This is a genomic window from Serratia sp. 2723 (assembly GCF_050434425.1).
Classification (GTDB): Bacteria; Pseudomonadota; Gammaproteobacteria; order Enterobacterales; family Enterobacteriaceae; genus Chania.
In genome coordinates, this window is sequence record NZ_JBNDIN010000003.1 from 40869 (window position 1) to 56719 (window position 15851).

The 15851-nt window shown below is 48.6% G+C and carries 14 protein-coding genes; 6 read left to right on the forward strand and 8 right to left on the reverse strand.

Features of this window, described 5'->3' with window-relative positions; translation table 11 throughout:
- The 6 genes from ABIE29_RS05080 to ABIE29_RS05105 form a co-directional block, all read right to left on the reverse strand.
- Entirely contained in the window at positions 1–303 is a 303-nt protein-coding gene (locus ABIE29_RS05080; protein ID WP_429617112.1) for a DUF3861 domain-containing protein, read from the reverse strand.
- On the reverse strand, positions 303–956 hold the full coding sequence (locus ABIE29_RS05085) for a PadR family transcriptional regulator (protein ID WP_429617542.1): 654 nt from the start codon (positions 954–956) through the stop codon (positions 303–305). Before ABIE29_RS05085 ends, ABIE29_RS05080 begins: the two co-directional genes overlap by 1 nt.
- Positions 957–1143: 187 nt before the next feature.
- Positions 1144–4218, reverse strand: a complete 3075-nt coding sequence (locus ABIE29_RS05090) for an efflux RND transporter permease subunit (RefSeq protein WP_429617113.1) — start codon at positions 4216–4218, stop codon at positions 1144–1146.
- Between the two features lie 2 nt (positions 4219–4220).
- On the reverse strand, positions 4221–5360 hold the full coding sequence (locus tag ABIE29_RS05095; RefSeq protein WP_429617114.1) for an efflux RND transporter periplasmic adaptor subunit: 1140 nt from the start codon (positions 5358–5360) through the stop codon (positions 4221–4223).
- 78 nt (positions 5361–5438) lie between these two features.
- Positions 5439–6623 (reverse strand): helix-turn-helix transcriptional regulator, encoded by a 1185-nt coding sequence (locus ABIE29_RS05100; RefSeq protein ID WP_429617115.1) that lies wholly within the window; start codon positions 6621–6623, stop codon positions 5439–5441.
- Positions 6624–6745: 122 nt separating this feature from the next.
- On the reverse strand, positions 6746–7966 hold the full coding sequence (locus ABIE29_RS05105) for an MFS transporter (protein ID WP_429617116.1): 1221 nt from the start codon (positions 7964–7966) through the stop codon (positions 6746–6748).
- A 349-nt stretch (positions 7967–8315) separates the two neighbouring features.
- Here ABIE29_RS05105 and ABIE29_RS05110 point away from each other — a divergent pair, with 349 nt between their 5' ends.
- The 6 genes from ABIE29_RS05110 to ABIE29_RS05135 all read left to right on the forward strand — a co-directional run bounded on the left by ABIE29_RS05110 (position 8316) and on the right by ABIE29_RS05135 (position 13290).
- Positions 8316–9689: a class I adenylate-forming enzyme family protein gene (locus tag ABIE29_RS05110; protein ID WP_429617117.1), complete on the forward strand. Its 1374-nt coding sequence runs from the start codon at positions 8316–8318 to the stop codon at positions 9687–9689.
- A complete protein-coding gene (locus ABIE29_RS05115; protein ID WP_429617118.1) occupies positions 9686–10429 on the forward strand; it encodes an SDR family NAD(P)-dependent oxidoreductase in 744 nt (247 codons plus the stop codon). The genes ABIE29_RS05110 and ABIE29_RS05115 overlap by 4 nt, the downstream gene beginning before the upstream one ends.
- Positions 10423–10686 (forward strand): acyl carrier protein, encoded by a 264-nt coding sequence (locus tag ABIE29_RS05120; RefSeq protein ID WP_429617119.1) that lies wholly within the window; start codon positions 10423–10425, stop codon positions 10684–10686. The genes ABIE29_RS05115 and ABIE29_RS05120 overlap by 7 nt, the downstream gene beginning before the upstream one ends.
- Before the next feature lie 3 nt (positions 10687–10689).
- Entirely contained in the window at positions 10690–11682 is a 993-nt protein-coding gene (locus ABIE29_RS05125) for an AvrD family protein (protein WP_429617120.1), read from the forward strand.
- A gap of 24 nt (positions 11683–11706) precedes the next feature.
- Positions 11707–12405, forward strand: coding sequence for an AAA family ATPase (locus ABIE29_RS05130; protein ID WP_429617121.1), 699 nt, complete (start codon positions 11707–11709; stop codon positions 12403–12405).
- Between the two features lie 75 nt (positions 12406–12480).
- Positions 12481–13290, forward strand: a complete 810-nt coding sequence (locus ABIE29_RS05135; RefSeq protein ID WP_429617122.1) for a methyltransferase domain-containing protein — start codon at positions 12481–12483, stop codon at positions 13288–13290.
- Positions 13291–13370: 80 nt separating this feature from the next.
- Here the strand turns inward: ABIE29_RS05135 and pgm are convergent, their stop codons facing one another.
- Both pgm and seqA read right to left on the reverse strand, forming a co-directional pair.
- On the reverse strand, positions 13371–15014 hold the full coding sequence (gene pgm, locus ABIE29_RS05140; RefSeq protein WP_429617123.1) for a phosphoglucomutase (alpha-D-glucose-1,6-bisphosphate-dependent): 1644 nt from the start codon (positions 15012–15014) through the stop codon (positions 13371–13373).
- 79 nt (positions 15015–15093) lie between these two features.
- On the reverse strand, positions 15094–15636 hold the full coding sequence (seqA, locus tag ABIE29_RS05145; protein WP_429617124.1) for a replication initiation negative regulator SeqA: 543 nt from the start codon (positions 15634–15636) through the stop codon (positions 15094–15096).
- Positions 15637–15851: the final 215 nt, after the last annotated feature.

Below are 15851 nucleotides of genomic sequence, written 5' to 3' on the forward strand. Positions count from 1 at the left end.
TTACGACGATGTTGGCCCTTTCTTCAGTCCGATCATAAATGCTTTAAACGAGTCACGCAGTGGCTCAAACAGCGGATGCTTACGGTTTTCTATCATCACTTCTGAGAACAGCTTGAGCCCGATGGCAAAGGCCGCGCTGTTCTGTTCGCCAAAGTTCAGATCCTCACGCCCTTGAATGCGCTCAACAATGGCCAGAATATCGTCGTGATTTTCTACCTCAAACACCAACTCCGGCTTGTCGACGGGGTCGCCTTTACGGTCTGTCAGGGCTGCTACGGTAATGCGGAAACGGTGACCTGGCATCAGTTATCCTCCTGTGGTTGTTTTGGCTGTCTCATTTCGGCTTCGATGGCTTCCACTGCGGTCAGCAGTGCCTGATTGATACGCCCGACCTGCTCCTGAGTCAAATCCGCACGCATCATGTTGCCGCGCAACAGATAGCGCAGGCGATGCATAACTTCGGAGATCCCTTCGGCCAGATTCCCCTCATGACGATGGTCGCGCCCTGCGCCAGCCAGGCGGGCAAAAATCACTTCGATAGCCGCCTGATGCTTTTGCAGCTCCTGCTTGCCGAGTTCGGTAATCTGATAGCTCTTACGGCCATTGCCTGCCACTGCCGGTTCAAGGAAGTCTTGCTCTTCCAACAGCGTGAGGGTTGGGTAAATCACGCCTGGGCTTGGCACATACAGACCGGAAGAAGCCTCTTCAATCGCCTTGATCAGCTCGTAGCCGTGGCTAGGTTTACGCTCTACCAGCGCCAGCAGCACCAAACGCAGATCGCCATGCTCAAACAGGCGATGGCGCCCACGCCCGCCCCGGCCATGCTCTTCTCCACCGCGACCGTGGTCTCCGCGGCCAGCAAAATGATGACGGCCACTACGGCGCTGGTGGCAATGCCCCTCCTCCCGCTGTTCGTGATGACCGTGCGAATGATGACGTGCAAATCGATTAAACATCATGGTGGTTACCTCTTGATTGATGATATGAGCATCGACGCATTTAGATATATCTAAACACTGTCGATGGCTCTAATCTAGATCGATATATCTAAATGCGCAAGAGGTAACCCTAATTTAGATATATCGGAATTTTATTTGCGTTGCAGGTAGGATTGCGGCCTCCTTCCACATCTTTACGAAGGAGTTAATGGCTAATCTCCTTCCTAGAGAGTTCTTGTGTGCGTACCGAAACAGCCTGCACGCGATGATCTCGTGCCAACAGGCTGTATATCGTTGGCAAAACAAACAGTGTGAACAAAGTACCCACGAGCATCCCAGTGACCACCACAATGCCTATAGCAAAGCGGCTGGCAGCACCCGCACCATTGGCGAACAGGAGTGGAACCAAGCCAGCCACCATTGCGGCCGTGGTCATGAGCACCGGGCGCATGCGCACGACAGCGGCCTTGTAGATCGCATCAATTGGGCCGACGCCCTCCGCTTTCTGGATATCGTTGGCGAAGGACACCATCAGAATGCCATGCTTGGAAATCAAGCCGATCAACGTCACCAGCCCGATCTGCGTGTAGATATTCAAGGTTTCATAGCCGAGCCATAATGGGATCAGCGCCCCGCAAATCGCCAGTGGTACCGTCACCAGAATGACCAATGGATCACGCAAGCTTTCATATTGAGCCGCCAGTACCAAGAAGATCACAATCAGGGCAAAGGCAAATGAAATGGTGAGCTGGTTGCCCTCCGCCACGAACTGGCGACTGTCGGACAACCAGTCGATCTTGGCACCGGGTGGCAATGGTTGGCGCTTGAGGTAGTCCACAGCCTGCCCCATCGTCACGCCAGGCATCAGCACTGCAGACACTGTAATCGCGTTCATCTGGTTGAACTGTGGCAACCGGTTAGCCTCGGGATACATCTGCACGTCTGCGATGGTCGCCAACTGCACGAGTTTGCCAGACTGAGTACGCACATAGTAGCCACCGAGGTTGTCAGGCGAGATGCGCTGGGATTGTGGCACTTGAGCGATAACATCGTAGGAGCGGTCATGCCAGTTGAACCGGTTGATATAGTTCTCGCCGACCAGGATCGCCAACGTATCGGCCACAGCGCTCATCGTAACGCCCATTTCCCCCGCCTTGGACGCGTTGATTGTCATGCGTGCCTGTGGGCTGTCGAAAGCCACGTCACTGTCCACGAACGCGAACAACCTACTGCCCCAGGCCGCACTCTTGATGCCCTCTACCGCCTGGTATAGGCTAAGGAAATCATCGGGCGAACGCACAACCATCTGCACCGGCAACCCGCCACTTCCCGCCGGCAGCGGAGCCCCCTGAAATGCAGCCACATTGACGCCAGTGATCCCCATACCTCTGACATTGAGGGTAGCTTCCACCTCGGCGGCTGTTTGCTGGCGCTTTGTCCAGGGCTTGACCAGTACGCCACCGAATCCATTGTTCTGGCCATCTGTGCCGTTGGTGAACCAACTCGCCTCGTAGTCCGGCAATTCACGGAACATTTTCTCAACATCATGCGAGTATCGCTCGGTGTAGCCGACGTTGGCATACTGTGGAGCCTTAGTCTGTACGAAGACGTATCCTTTATCCTCTGGAGGGGCCAATTCACGTTGCACCCCTAAGAACAACACTATGATGCCAGCCATAACCACAATGCAGACTGTCAACACTGCCGAACGGGCATGCAGCGTGTGACCGAGCAACTTGCGGTAGACATTAGCCAGCGATGCCATTACGTGCTCGATACGTTGGGCTAGACGACCTTCTGCCATCTTGCTACTAAGAAGATAACTACTCATCATCGGCGATAGCACCAGCGCGATAATTCCAGAGACAATGACAGCGCTGGCGAGCGTGAAGGCAAACTCCTTGAACAGCGCCCCCGTCAGTCCTCTCATGAAGCCAATGGGGGCGTACACGGCGGCCAGAGTAATGGTCATGCCGATCACTGGCCAGACGATCTCACGTGCGCCCACCAATGCGGCACGCGGCGGTGACAGCCCTCTCTCAATGTGACGATGGATGTTCTCCACCACCACGATGGCATCGTCCACTACCAGCCCGATAGCCAGCACCATTGCCAACAATGTCAACAGGTTGAGCGAGAAACCGAAAGCCAGCATCAATGCGGCTGTACCTATCAAAGATAACGGGATGGTGATGATGGGTATGATGACAGCCCGCATCGAACCGAGGAACAGGAAAATAACGATCACGACGATAACCACAGCTTCAAGCAACGTACGGATGACTTCATCGATAGAAGCATTAACAAAGCTTGCCGTGTCAAACTGACTGAACAGCTTCAGGCCCGGCGGCGCAGAGCGCTGCAAGTCAGGCAGCAACGCGTTAACACCAGCAACAATCTCCAGCGGATTGCCATCGGGTGTTGGCTCGATAGCCAGTGATACCCCCTGGGTACCGCTGCTGAAGAAGGTGCTGTCGTAATTCTGCCCCCCCAACTCGACCATCGCCACATCCGAAAGGCGCACGACGCTGTTGTCCGAGCGTTTAATGACCATGTCGCGGAAGTCCTGGATGCTATGTAGATCTGTAGCGGCAGTAATGGGGATCTGTGTGTCGGCTCCCATCAGCTTACCGGGGGCCGCCTGTACGTTGTTGGCGCGCAATGCATTGGCTAAATCTTCTGCAGTCAGACCATGCGCGGTGAGTTTAACTGGATTAACCCACAGGCGCATTGCCAGTGTCTGACCGCCGCGAATTTGAGTGGTGGCCACACCCGGCACCGAGGTGACCAAGGGCTGCGCCACACGGCTGATGAAGTCAGAGATCTCAGGGATAGAATGCTTGTCACTCATAAACACCAAATATTGCACGTCCGAGGCACCATCGGTGATCTTGTTGATTATTGGGTCGGAGGCTCTTTGTGGTAACCGGTACTTCACCTGCTGTACTTTGGCGAGTATTTCTGTCATGGCTCTGTCAGCGTCAGCATTGAGCACCAGCTTGGCCTTGATCTGGCTACTACCCTGCGTAGAGGTGGAGGTTAGATACTCAATACCATTGGCAGTGGAGATAGCCTGCGCTATCGGTGTGGTCACAAAGCCCTGCATTACGTTCTGCGTGGCACCAGGGAAACTGGTTTCCACTATGATGGTCGCGCTTTCCATTTTGGGGTACTCACGCATCGGCAACGCGGACAGCGCTACGATGCCGGCCAGTAGGATTAGCGTACTCAACGCAACCGACAAGATGGGACGGCGGATGAATATGTCCGTGAACTGCATGTTTACTCCTTGCCAGTGGTTGTGGTGGGTTTCTGCACGACACGCACATCGGTACCCGGCTGGATGCGCAACTGGCCTTCCGTGACGATCACGTCACCAGCTTTCAGCCCCTGTGTGACAATAACCTGGTCACCGATGCGCCGACCCGTCTTGATAGGTACAAAAACTGCCTTGCCGGACTTCGAGGCCGCTTTACCTTGCACCACTATCGCTACATCCCCGAACGAAGACGTGATAATGGCCGAGGTCGGCACCAACAAGACATCAGGTTCGTCGGGTAGGGACACGGCGACAGTGACGTACATGCCAGGTCGTAGCTTGTGCCGAGTATTTGCCAATTCTGCCTGAACGGTTGCATTACGAGTCTCATGGCCTACTTGGGGGTCGATGGCAGAGATCTTCGCTTGTAGGTGTTTGACTTCAGATATGTCACCATGCACCTCGACATGCTGGCCGACCCTAATACGGGACAACTCTTGCTGAGGCACATCAAAGTTCACGTAAAGTGAATCCAGATCGGTGAGGGTAACGGCGCTATCGCCAGCATTCAGATATTGACCTAAGTTCACTTGCCGCAGCCCGAGCTCTCCGGCGAATGGGGAGAGTATGCTCTTTTGCCGGATGCGGGCTTCGAGTTGTGCTATAAGTGCCTGCGCCTGATCACGCTCGGAGCGCCTCTGCTGGAACATTTCCTTGGCTAAGGCCCCGGTTGCGGCAAGTTTTGCCGCCCGATCGAACTGTTGTTCAGCAAAGGCTGCGCTGGCCCTGGCAGCTGCGAGATCGGCACGTTCAACTGCATCGTCAAGTTTTACCAGCAGCGTATCTGCGTTTACGCGCTGCCCTGGTTCGAACGCAATTACAGAGATACGCCCGGCGACCTCACTAGACAAGGTCACCTCTCGTACGGCTCGCAGATTGCCTATGGCCTGCAGTTGCACTGGTGCTGGCTGTACCTTCAACTCCGTGACCACAACATCCACGGGGCCGGACGGGGTGTAACTGGAGCCATTGCTGCGACTGGCACGCCAAAGCCACAATAAGGAGATAATAACCACTAGTGCGACGATGGAAATCATGATCGCTCGCCAGGGCTTCTCTGTCTGAATAGGGTTTTGGAGTGCTACGCGCAAAGGTTCATTCATGGTGTTAACTCCAGAATTCAAGTGGGTGGCGCTATTCGCCTGGATACTCACTATATCCAACCATTAATCTGTAATAGATTAATGGTCTGTTTTTTTATACGGTAAAAGCGCATCCCGCAAAGAGGACAACGTCCAGAAATTGTCGTTGGTCATTTGAATATTTGATTCCATTAGCATTCCTAGAGAACATATTATTCTAACCAATTGCATTTGGTTATTAATGCCCATTTTTCCATAAATGATATTGCGTTGACTTTTTACAGTATTGATCGAAACACCATTCTTAATAGCGATATGACCAAGCTTCTCACCATTTCCCAAATGGGTTGCGACACTTGCCTCACGAGAGGTCAAATCGAAAAGTGCACATAATAGAGATTCACTTCGAATATCTCTAAATGGATCGCGTACAATTAACACTGCTCCGTTATCATGCAACACATTGACATTACCAGCAACAATACGAGCCACGTAAAATCGCTCTTGCTCTCGTTGTATTTTCATTAACTCTGTTTTTGGGTAGGGTGCAGAAAAAACATCCGCCAAGAATTTTTTTAACTGAACATCACTGTAGCTATCATGTATTTTTAAATTATTATTATGCAGTGACATTCCATCCCCCCTATTTAAGATTCTATATCCCTCAGCGTTAGCCTGAATGAGTCGGCGAGACTTTGATAAATAAAATATTGCAGTTGCCGAATTATCGAATGTATTCAATGACCCAAAGTCAGTTGGAACCTGGTCACATAATAAAAAATGTTCTTGAAGCGCCATCCGAAGAAGTGGGGATAACAGTGAGATAGAATGAGTGTCGGCTTTTTTAAACTCTCCGCGATTAGGATCGCTTCGTAACACCAGGACCCCCCTATCACCTTGTTGAGAATAAAAGTTGACTAGCAAGGCATCTTTATATCCAAATGACAGAAAAGAAGATTTATGTATTTTACCCCAACGAGGATATTGACAGCATAAATCTGCCATAGTAAACCCTTGGTCCAATGCATATTTAGTGGCTCTATCTAATATAGGGTCGATATTGTATCGCTTATTAGTATAATAATCTGAAAAATTTTTATCGACACCAGTATGATAAGTAAAATCCATCGATTTTAATGAGTTATTTATAGTCAGCGTGAGAGAACTGGATGAAACGCCGAACAAGGAGTTAATGTTATCCAGTACCCCTTGAACAGAGCATTTCGTATCTATACCACTATAGAGTGGCCGTAAAGCCGAGAAAAAAACATCACACCCTTCCATATCAGATACCTATTTTAGCTAGTGATCCTTTGGTTCTTTGCAAAACATTAGAGTTCGACAAGCATATCCCCTCATGCTAACGCTTAATCAATATATTTAATTTCCCTCTGCGTCCGGAAAAGTCATTTATTATTACTAGCATCAGTAAAACCATGCTGGCGTGCGCTGAACGCAGCAAAAAATGTAACGACTAATAGGCCAATAACAAAGTATGGGAGTGATAATACCCCCAGTTTATCAAGCAGCACTCCACCGAGCAGTCCACCACCGCCAATCGCGATATTCCAGATTGTTACCATCATTGATTGAGCAACGTCGATAGCATCACCTGCAGTTTTAGCCAGTGCAGCCTGTAGAAGCGTGGGTGATCCCCCAAAAGCAAAACCCCATGCAGCTATACATACATAAACAGACCAATGCTGCCCGGCAAAATTCAGGGCGAGAATCGATGCTGTAAACAGTATGATGCTTGCTATCATTGACTTTCTAGGCCAGCGATCAACTGTAGCCCCAGCGCCCCAGACTCCCGCCAATGCTGCCAAGCCGAAAACCAAGAGAACGAGGTCAATGCTACCAAGCCCTACACGGGTGAAAAATGATGCCACATAAGTGAAAAGTGTATTGTGTGCCAGTATAAATGTGAGGGTTACAAACAATACAGCAGATACGCCATTCATTTTAGCGACATGGAAAAGAGAAAGGCGTACCCGGTTTTTTTGACCCGGAAAATCAGGCACCGATACAATAACCCAAACAAACAGAATCGCCGTAAGTAAACTCATAATCATAAAATCTGAGCGCCAACCGATTAGCCCGGCAAGATATGAACCAGCAGGGATCCCAATAGTCAGGGCTAACGGTGTACCTAGCATCGCGATTGCAATCGCACGACCAGCGAGATGTGGGGGCGACATACGAATGGCAAAGCCTGCAACCAGAGACCATACTAATCCAGCGAAGACCCCACCAAAGAAGCGTGCTATTAGCGTCAGAAGGTAATTGTGAGAAAGTGCGGTGATGGTATTAACTATCGCAAATCCAACGATGGCTATTAATAATAAAGGCTTACGCCGCATTCCCTGGGTTAAAGCGATCAACGGAATTGCACTTACCAACGATCCTGCTGCATAGACTGTCACTAATTGCCCTGCATAACTATCAGATACCCCAAGATCTTGACTAATCCAGAGCAATAAGCCAGCTGGCATGGCCTCAGTTAGCATTGTAATGAAGCATGCCATAGACAAAGCTAATAAACCAAGCAACGGTAACTGATTCTTTGAAGAAACCTCGGCCCCTTCAAGGGACTTTGGTTTATGAGATGACGATGAGAAATTATCCATTGCAGAACACTCCCTAATTCATATTGCTTTCAGTAAAGTAAAGGAAAATCTGATAACTCGCAATCCTTTCACTCTGGTTAATGCGGTCTAAACATAAAATCAGTGAAATCTGACATACTCAATTTTTTGCTTTTGACGAATGATACCTAAAGTGTCGTTTAAATATAATCAATATTGATCATTTCTTTTTCACCAACATCACCCCATGGGGTGATGTTGGTGAATAGATATTTATATTAGCGTAACACTTCGCACTTACTACTAAAAGAACAACTCTGGCTACTTGATAGCACTAGGCTTCCTTGCCATAACTAGGTCGCCAGGATGATATTGATATAAGGAGGTTTCTTTGAATCTGAAATTCATTGAATTTATGCGTACGAAAGGTGATGAAAAATGCATTGTCCTGGATGGGCAACACTTCTCTTACCAGGATGTCGTTGCTGGTATGCAACAATGGACATCCATATTTTCCAGCAATGGCATCATGCCTGGATCGGTCGTAGCTATAGAGGGAGCCTACTCCCTAGATATGGTAACGGCGATGCTTTCATTATTCTCGTGTGGGGCGATTGTCGTTCCAATCGCCCCAACTTCCCGAGGAAAAAGATCGGACTATTATTATATTGCACAGGTTGAGTGGACAGTATTTATTGACGCAACGATACATCCAGCAACATGCCGTTTAGAACGTCGTAGAATGGATCAGACCGAGTTTGTCGCATCACATCCCCTCTACAAGAAAATTATAGAGAGCGAACATGCGGGGTTGGTTCTTTTTAGCTCGGGAACAACAGGCAGTCCCAAAGCATCTTTACTTGACGTGCACAAGATGATCACTCGCTATTCCAACAGCAAGAAGGCGCAAGTCATTCTTGCCTTCCTGAGTCTGGATCACATTGGCGGCATCAATACTCTATTGCATACTCTGTCGAGTGGGGGCGTCCTTGTTACAGTCTCGGAGCGAAATGCGCGAACGGTTTTCGAAGCGATACAAAACCATCGGGTACAAGTACTTCCTACAACTCCAACCTTCCTGAATATGATCTTGCTTTCCGATGTTTGTGAAAAATTTGATACCAGCTCCCTGGAGCTTATCACATACGGTACAGAACCAATGCCACAGCAGACGCTAGACAGCATAAAAATAGCGTTGCCTCATGTGCGCTTAAAACAGACATATGGCCTGACTGAATTAGGTATAGTCCCAACCAAGTCAAGGGAGAACGGATCGTTATGGATGAAACTTGGCGGAAGTGGTTTCGATTATAAGATCATAGACAATATTCTATGGATAAAATCAAACATGGCGATGCTAGGATACCTCAATGCTGACTCACCTATCGATTCAGATGGCTATTTCAATACACAAGACGTGGTTCACGTCGATGGGGACTATGTGCAGATACTGGGTCGTGATTCAGAGATTATCAATGTTGGAGGTGAAAAGGTTTATCCAAATGAAGTTGAGAATATTCTTCTGACGATGCCAAATGTCGCGGCTGTTCGTGTTAGTGGATATCCAAGCCATATCACTGGAAATGTCATACGTGCCACTTTTAAACTGGTAGCAGATGAAGATATTGAGTCACTTAAAGATCGCGTAAGAAGATATTGCCGAACACGACTGGATCCTTTTAAAATTCCAATTGTTATTGAAATTACACAATCAACCCTTCATTCGGATCGCTTCAAGATGATCCGTTCAGGAGAGATTTTATGAGCAAGGTTGTTACGGCACAAGTTGCGATTGTGAGCGGTGGCAGTCGCGGGCTTGGAAGAGCCATCGTAGAAAATTTGATTTCGGAAGGATGGAAAGTAGCGACATTCAGTCGACACCAGAACGAGTTCATTGAACAATACCAAAAAACATATCCTGAACAATTCTATTGGCATGAACTTGATATAACTGCCTCTGGGCAATTATCCCCATTTGTCGAATCCGTGGTCCTTCATTTTGGTGGGATACATCTTCTTATCAACAATGGGGCAATCCTCCACCAGGGCCTTTTTTTAAGTATCCCCATTGAAATAATTGATAAAATAGTTGGCGTCAATTTGCTAGGCCCAATTAAACTCACTAGGGCTTGTGTTCGTATAATGGCCCAGCAGAAGGCAAACGGTAATATTATCAATATATCATCCGTTGGAGCGATACGGGGTTATCGAGGAACCGCTGTTTATTCTGCTACCAAGGCGGGTCTTGATGGGTTCATGCGGAGTTTGGCACGTGAGGTAGGCCCTCTAAATATCCGTGTTAACTCTATTGTCCCCGGTCTGTTCGATTCTGATCTTTCCGCTAATGTCTCAGATATTAATCGCAATAAGATTACTACGCGTACACCTCTAGGGAGATATGCAGATCTTGCCGACATACTAGGCGCAGTGTCCTTTCTCATTTCACCTCTTGGCAAATTTATTACTGGTCAATCAATCATCGTAGATGGAGGCCTCACATGTTAACGCAAAATGAAATAAGTGAAACAATTCTCAAAAAAATCTCACGTTTAATTTCAGTCGATGTGGACGATATAGATATTTTTTCCACATTTGATCAGGTTGGGCTTGATTCATTAAGCCTGGCAATGCTTTTAATAGAGCTAGAAAAAATTTTAAAACACGACCCCTTCGGTGAAGGTAAAGCCTTATTGTCTGACATGAAAAGTATAAACGATATCATTAACATTTATGTAAAAAATCAAACATTGCTATCGAGGTAGGTTATGTCATCAATTCAAACGTTCTCGTCTATCGACGAAATTCTTGGCCCTTCGGAGAATAGATTCTTTTCCTCTGGATATAGAAGTTCCGAACATCATATTTCCAATCTGGTTTTACGTGCAACAACAGAAGAAAAACAGCACTGTCTAGAAGCGGTTGTTTCACTTTCCTACCCTCGCGATTGGTCAGTAAAAAAAATTGCTGTGGATGTGACACCACATCTAAGCACTATAGATATGCTCGTTCTCGCAATACAGATGATTGAGACTCACCTAACATGCTGTTTCGACCACAGTCAGACTGAACTACAAAAAATGCATATTGGCGAGATTGCTATCCATGCAGGGACGAAGCCACAGGAGAATTTGAACGATATACCTATTACTGCCATGCTGCGGCGCAGCGAACCAAAGCATGATGATCCTTATCGACTCATATCGACCTATGAATGTCGAGTTGGACTAATGCGAGCAGTATGTCAGGTTGAGCATCCATCATCCGGGAGTAAAAAATCCAAAGAGCTGAGATATCGCAGTATTGATGATGCTGTTAAAAACATGCAGAACCGCTATTACTACGCAGGGTATAAAAGGCAGAAGCATATCCTTTCAAACATTAGTTTAGACCTTACTAATTTAACTGCATATGCCGATGTGGAACTTCTAGCGAATGGTGACGATGCTTATGTCACATTACCTCAGACGGCTAGTTACATTGATGTATTTGTAACCTGTGCACAATTAGCTCAGACGCTTTTGTATTCCCTCGATGGGCTTACACGCAATGAAACTTCGACACTTTGGATGATCAGGTCGCACTTTTCCGAAGGATCCGAAAGTGTTAATCCTGAAATGAAAGCGAAAGCGTTTATTTCAGGAAGTAAAATAATAGAGCTACATGGAATAAAATGGCGTAACGCAGACATTGTAGGAACGCTTGGTAATAAGGAAGTTAGGATAACATTCGCGCATGCTTTACCTTCAGCACTTTGCTGAGAGCAAATTAAAATGGATGGAACTATGAAAATTGGAATATCAGGAACTTACTCATCTGGAAAAACTTTCACGGCGATGGTTCTGGCCTATTATACAGGTATACCTCGTCTTCTTTCAAAAGCAATCAGGGAAATCATGCCAGGGTTGATGCCTGGAAAACGCCTTGCAGATGTATCGCCTGAAGAGTTTCTGCATTTAATGATTGCACGTCACATTGGTCGAGTGGAGTATGAACTTAGGCAAGGCTCCAGCTACATTTCCGATGGGTCTTCACTACAGGAATTGCTGTATGGTGAAGCTCGACTAGTATATGGAATTAATCCGTCGACTGGCGCTGAAGATAATAACCAATACGCTGCCGACATTCCATTTTTTGCGCGAGTACTGACGGAAGTTGGTCGTTCTCTAAAGTCTCATGTTGCCAAGACATATGACATATTTTTTCATCTCAAACATGAACTACCTCTTACTAATGATGGTCATCGCCCAATGAATACCGACTTCCGAGATTTAGTTGATAGACGTTTGTTAGAAATATTGAAAGAAATTAAGATCCCATATTTAGTAGTCAGTGGCAGTGTCGAACAAAGGGTTAAACAGATCTGCGAGCATATGAATCTGATACCTGTAATGTCTATAACCGAAGCGATTGAACGCGCCACACTAGACTACACAGTACAGGACCTCCGTCTCGAGGAGGAGCGCACCAAGACACGGGCATGATAGATTATCGCCCATGTTATTTTGCTTATAGAAATTTGATAGTAGATAAATATTACATTATAAAAGGACTCAGGAATGACAAATCCCAAAATAGCTAGAAGTGCTATAGATTCAGTGGGCCAATTTTCATCCATTGATGTGACCCGTGATCCGCAATGGTTTATCGAATTTATGGATAACGCTAATTGCCTCCCTGAGCACGAGTTAATAAATCGGCGGCTTGCTGAAGTGATGGAACCTTTGGACTGTAAGCGTATCCTTGAATTAGGATGTGGTACTGGTAATGATGTTCGCCGCTTAGTGACGCTTTATCCAGAAATAACCGAGGTTGTGGGTGTCGATTTAAGCGAAGCGATGATTGCAGAGGCGAATAATAGAATAGGAGGTGACTCTCGCATTCGCTATGAGCAAGGAGATGGAAAACGGCTCGCATTTGACGATAACACCTTCGACGGTGCTCGAGCCAAGTTAGTGTTAATGCACTGCGAAAACATTGATGCGACGTTAACGGAGCTTATTCGTGTTATAAAACCAAATGGAAAAGTTGCGGTTTTCGATCACGACTTCGATGGACTTTTGATCGACCATTATAATCAGCCACTTACTCGACATATAGTGGAGAGATTTTCAAATAAAGCCAAGAACAATTGGAGTGGCCGCCAGTTGTTCCGCAGATTCTTGCAACATGGGCTTGTTAATGTGGCGGTTGAAGCCATCAGTGTCAATCTCACGTTCGAGTTACTTCGATCCATGGTTTTGGGGCAGGATGATATAAGTGAACTTGCTAGTGAGGAACAAGTATGGTGGGAAGAGCTGGCGTGCAGCCAAGAAAGAGGCCACTTTTTCGCATCATTTACTGGTTTTCTAACCGTTGGAACAAAGTGAAGTTCTGTCGTTTTAACTGCCTGGCCCAGCCACTTACTTATGTAAATGACTGGGCTGGCTGGAAAGACGACAGGTAGATATTATTTTGCTGAAGCCAACACTTCGCTGACGATCTCGACCGCTTCATGTTCGATCTTCTCGCGGTGCTCAGCACCCAGGAAGCTTTCACAGTAGATTTTGTAAGCCTCTTCCGTGCCCGAAGGGCGAGCAGCAAACCAGCCGTTGTCAGTCATCACTTTCAGGCCGCCGATGGAAGCGCCGTTACCTGGAGCTGCCGTCAGACGCGCGGTGATTGGATCCCCCGCTAGGGTGCTGGCCTTCACCATTTCCGGAGACAGCTTGGACAACGCCGCTTTCTGTGCGGAGGTTGCCGGAGCCTGGATACGGTTGTAGCTTGGCGCACCGAAGCGTTTGGCCAGATCGTTATAATGATGCTGCGGGTTTTCACCGGTGACCGCAGTGATCTCTGCCGCCAGCAGACACATGATGATGCCGTCTTTATCGGTAGACCAAGGCGTGCCGTCGAAGCGCAGGAACGAAGCCCCAGCGCTCTCTTCGCCGCCGAAGCCGAAGCTACCGTCGAACAGCCCCTCAACAAACCATTTGAAACCGACCGGTACTTCCACCAGCTTGCGGCCCAGATCGGCCACTACGCGGTCAATCATCGCGCTGGAAACCAGCGTTTTACCTACGGCAACGTTGGTGCCCCATTGCGGGCGATGCTGGAACAGGTAATTGATGGCAACGGCCAGGTAGTGGTTCGGGTTCATCAGGCCCGAAGGCGTGACTATACCGTGGCGGTCATAGTCCGGATCGTTGGCAAACGCCAGATCGAACTTGTCGCGCAGGGCCAGCAGGCCAGCCATTGCCGATTCGGACGAACAGTCCATACGGATGATGCCGTCATGGTCCAGGTGCATAAAGCGGAAGGTCTGATCGATGGAATCATTCACCAACGTCAGATCCAGCTTATAGTGCTCGGCAATGCGCTGCCAGTAGGCAATGCCGGAACCGCCAAGCGGGTCGACGCCCAGCTTCAGGCCCGCACGCTGAATGGCTGGCATATCGACAATGTCCACCAGCCCTTCCACGTAAGGCTGCACCAGATCCTGAGCATGCAGATGGCCGCCGTTCCAGGCTTTATCCAGCGATTGACGCTGCACGCCCTGCAGCTTGAGGCTCAGCAGTTCGTTGGCACGCTTTTCAATCACGGATGTCAGATTGGTATCGGCTGGGCCACCGTTTGGCGGGTTATATTTGATACCGCCGTCTTCAGGTGGGTTATGCGAAGGCGTAATCACGATGCCGTCTGCCTGTGCGCCCCCTTTGCGATTGAAGCACAAGATTGCGTGTGACACGGCAGGGGTTGGTGTAAAGCCGTTGTTTTGCTGCACCACCACGTCAACGCCGTTGGCGGTCAGCACTTCCAGCACGGAAATAAAGGCGGGTTCGGACAGCGCATGGGTGTCTTTACCCACGTAGCAAGGGCCAGTGGTGCCCTGTTGACGACGCACTTCGGCAATGGCCTGAGCGATCGCCAGGATATGTGCTTCGTTAAAGCTCTGACGAAGCGCGCTGCCACGATGCCCTGAGGTACCGAATTTCACCGCGTGTGCAGCATTACCGGCCTCTGGTTGCAGTACATAGTACTGCGACGTCAGCTGGGCTACGTTGATCAAATCACTTTGCTGAGCGGGTTGCCCGGCACGTGGGTCATTCGCCATCGACTACTCCCTAAAATGCCAGTACTGTGGCCGGGCAATGAGTCGCTTACGGCCACCGTGACGGGCTCTGTTCGCTAAATTAGACGGTACCGCAAACTTTCTCGATCAGCTCCGCCGGGAACTGCATGGCCTGCATGATGTGTTCGATCATGCTGCGTTTGCGGCCGGTGTTGGTATTGGTGATCACCCAGTAAGGCGTACCTGGCACGTGCTTGGGCTTGGTATGCGTCCCGTTGGCCAACAGCGTTTGCTGATCGCCAGCAAAATAGGTACGGGTACGACCATGCAACAAATCCGTTGCCGCGGCAAACCCCGCCGCATCAAGGGTGTACAAGGTGGAAAGTACCAGCATAAAACGATTTACAGCTTTGCTCTGCTCGGCATATTCGTCCGACAGCAGCAGTTCGCGCACGGCACGTACGCGATCGCGCGGCCGCTGTGCAGCAATGGCAACCGCTGACGGCTCGGCCTGCCCACCGGCAACCACAGGGGCCGTGCGCACAGGTTGGCCTGCGGTAAACTTCAACATACGCCGTAAAATATCAGACGCACTTTCACCAATATGTTGCGTGTGGCTGGCAATATAGCGGTAAAGTTCTTCGTCGACTTCAATAGTTTTCATCTTTATCCAGTACGTTTTTTCTACTTATGAACCTGAAGCCAGCTCGTGCATTCAAGCCATGGGATTATAAGGTTAAAAGCGCGGGAGCGAACACCACAATGTTGCCCCAAACGGCAAAAGCAGACAATTGCCTACCGTCTTGGCCGCCAGCTATTCACCATACCATGAAATAACAGCAAAATTGCGCGAGCAAACCAATATCTCTGCAATCATGA

Bases quoted from the DNA above. Each gene is read 5' to 3' on its own strand.
- ABIE29_RS05135 (WP_429617122.1), top strand. From the start codon at position 12,481: ATGACAAATCCCAAAATAGCTAGAAGTGCTATAGATTCAGTGGGCCAA.
- ABIE29_RS05080 (WP_429617112.1), bottom strand. From the start codon at position 303: ATGCCAGGTCACCGTTTCCGCATTACCGTAGCAGCCCTGACAGACCGT.
- ABIE29_RS05120 (WP_429617119.1), top strand. From the start codon at position 10,423: ATGTTAACGCAAAATGAAATAAGTGAAACAATTCTCAAAAAAATCTCA.
- ABIE29_RS05100 (WP_429617115.1), bottom strand. From the start codon at position 6,623: ATGGAAGGGTGTGATGTTTTTTTCTCGGCTTTACGGCCACTCTATAGT.
- ABIE29_RS05115 (WP_429617118.1), top strand. From the start codon at position 9,686: ATGAGCAAGGTTGTTACGGCACAAGTTGCGATTGTGAGCGGTGGCAGT.
- seqA (WP_429617124.1), bottom strand. From the start codon at position 15,636: ATGAAAACTATTGAAGTCGACGAAGAACTTTACCGCTATATTGCCAGC.
- pgm (WP_429617123.1), bottom strand. From the start codon at position 15,014: ATGGCGAATGACCCACGTGCCGGGCAACCCGCTCAGCAAAGTGATTTG.
- ABIE29_RS05085 (WP_429617542.1), bottom strand. From the start codon at position 956: ATGTTTAATCGATTTGCACGTCATCATTCGCACGGTCATCACGAACAG.
- ABIE29_RS05125 (WP_429617120.1), top strand. From the start codon at position 10,690: ATGTCATCAATTCAAACGTTCTCGTCTATCGACGAAATTCTTGGCCCT.
- ABIE29_RS05095 (WP_429617114.1), bottom strand. From the start codon at position 5,360: ATGAATGAACCTTTGCGCGTAGCACTCCAAAACCCTATTCAGACAGAG.
- ABIE29_RS05105 (WP_429617116.1), bottom strand. From the start codon at position 7,966: ATGGATAATTTCTCATCGTCATCTCATAAACCAAAGTCCCTTGAAGGG.
- ABIE29_RS05090 (WP_429617113.1), bottom strand. From the start codon at position 4,218: ATGCAGTTCACGGACATATTCATCCGCCGTCCCATCTTGTCGGTTGCG.
- ABIE29_RS05130 (WP_429617121.1), top strand. From the start codon at position 11,707: ATGAAAATTGGAATATCAGGAACTTACTCATCTGGAAAAACTTTCACG.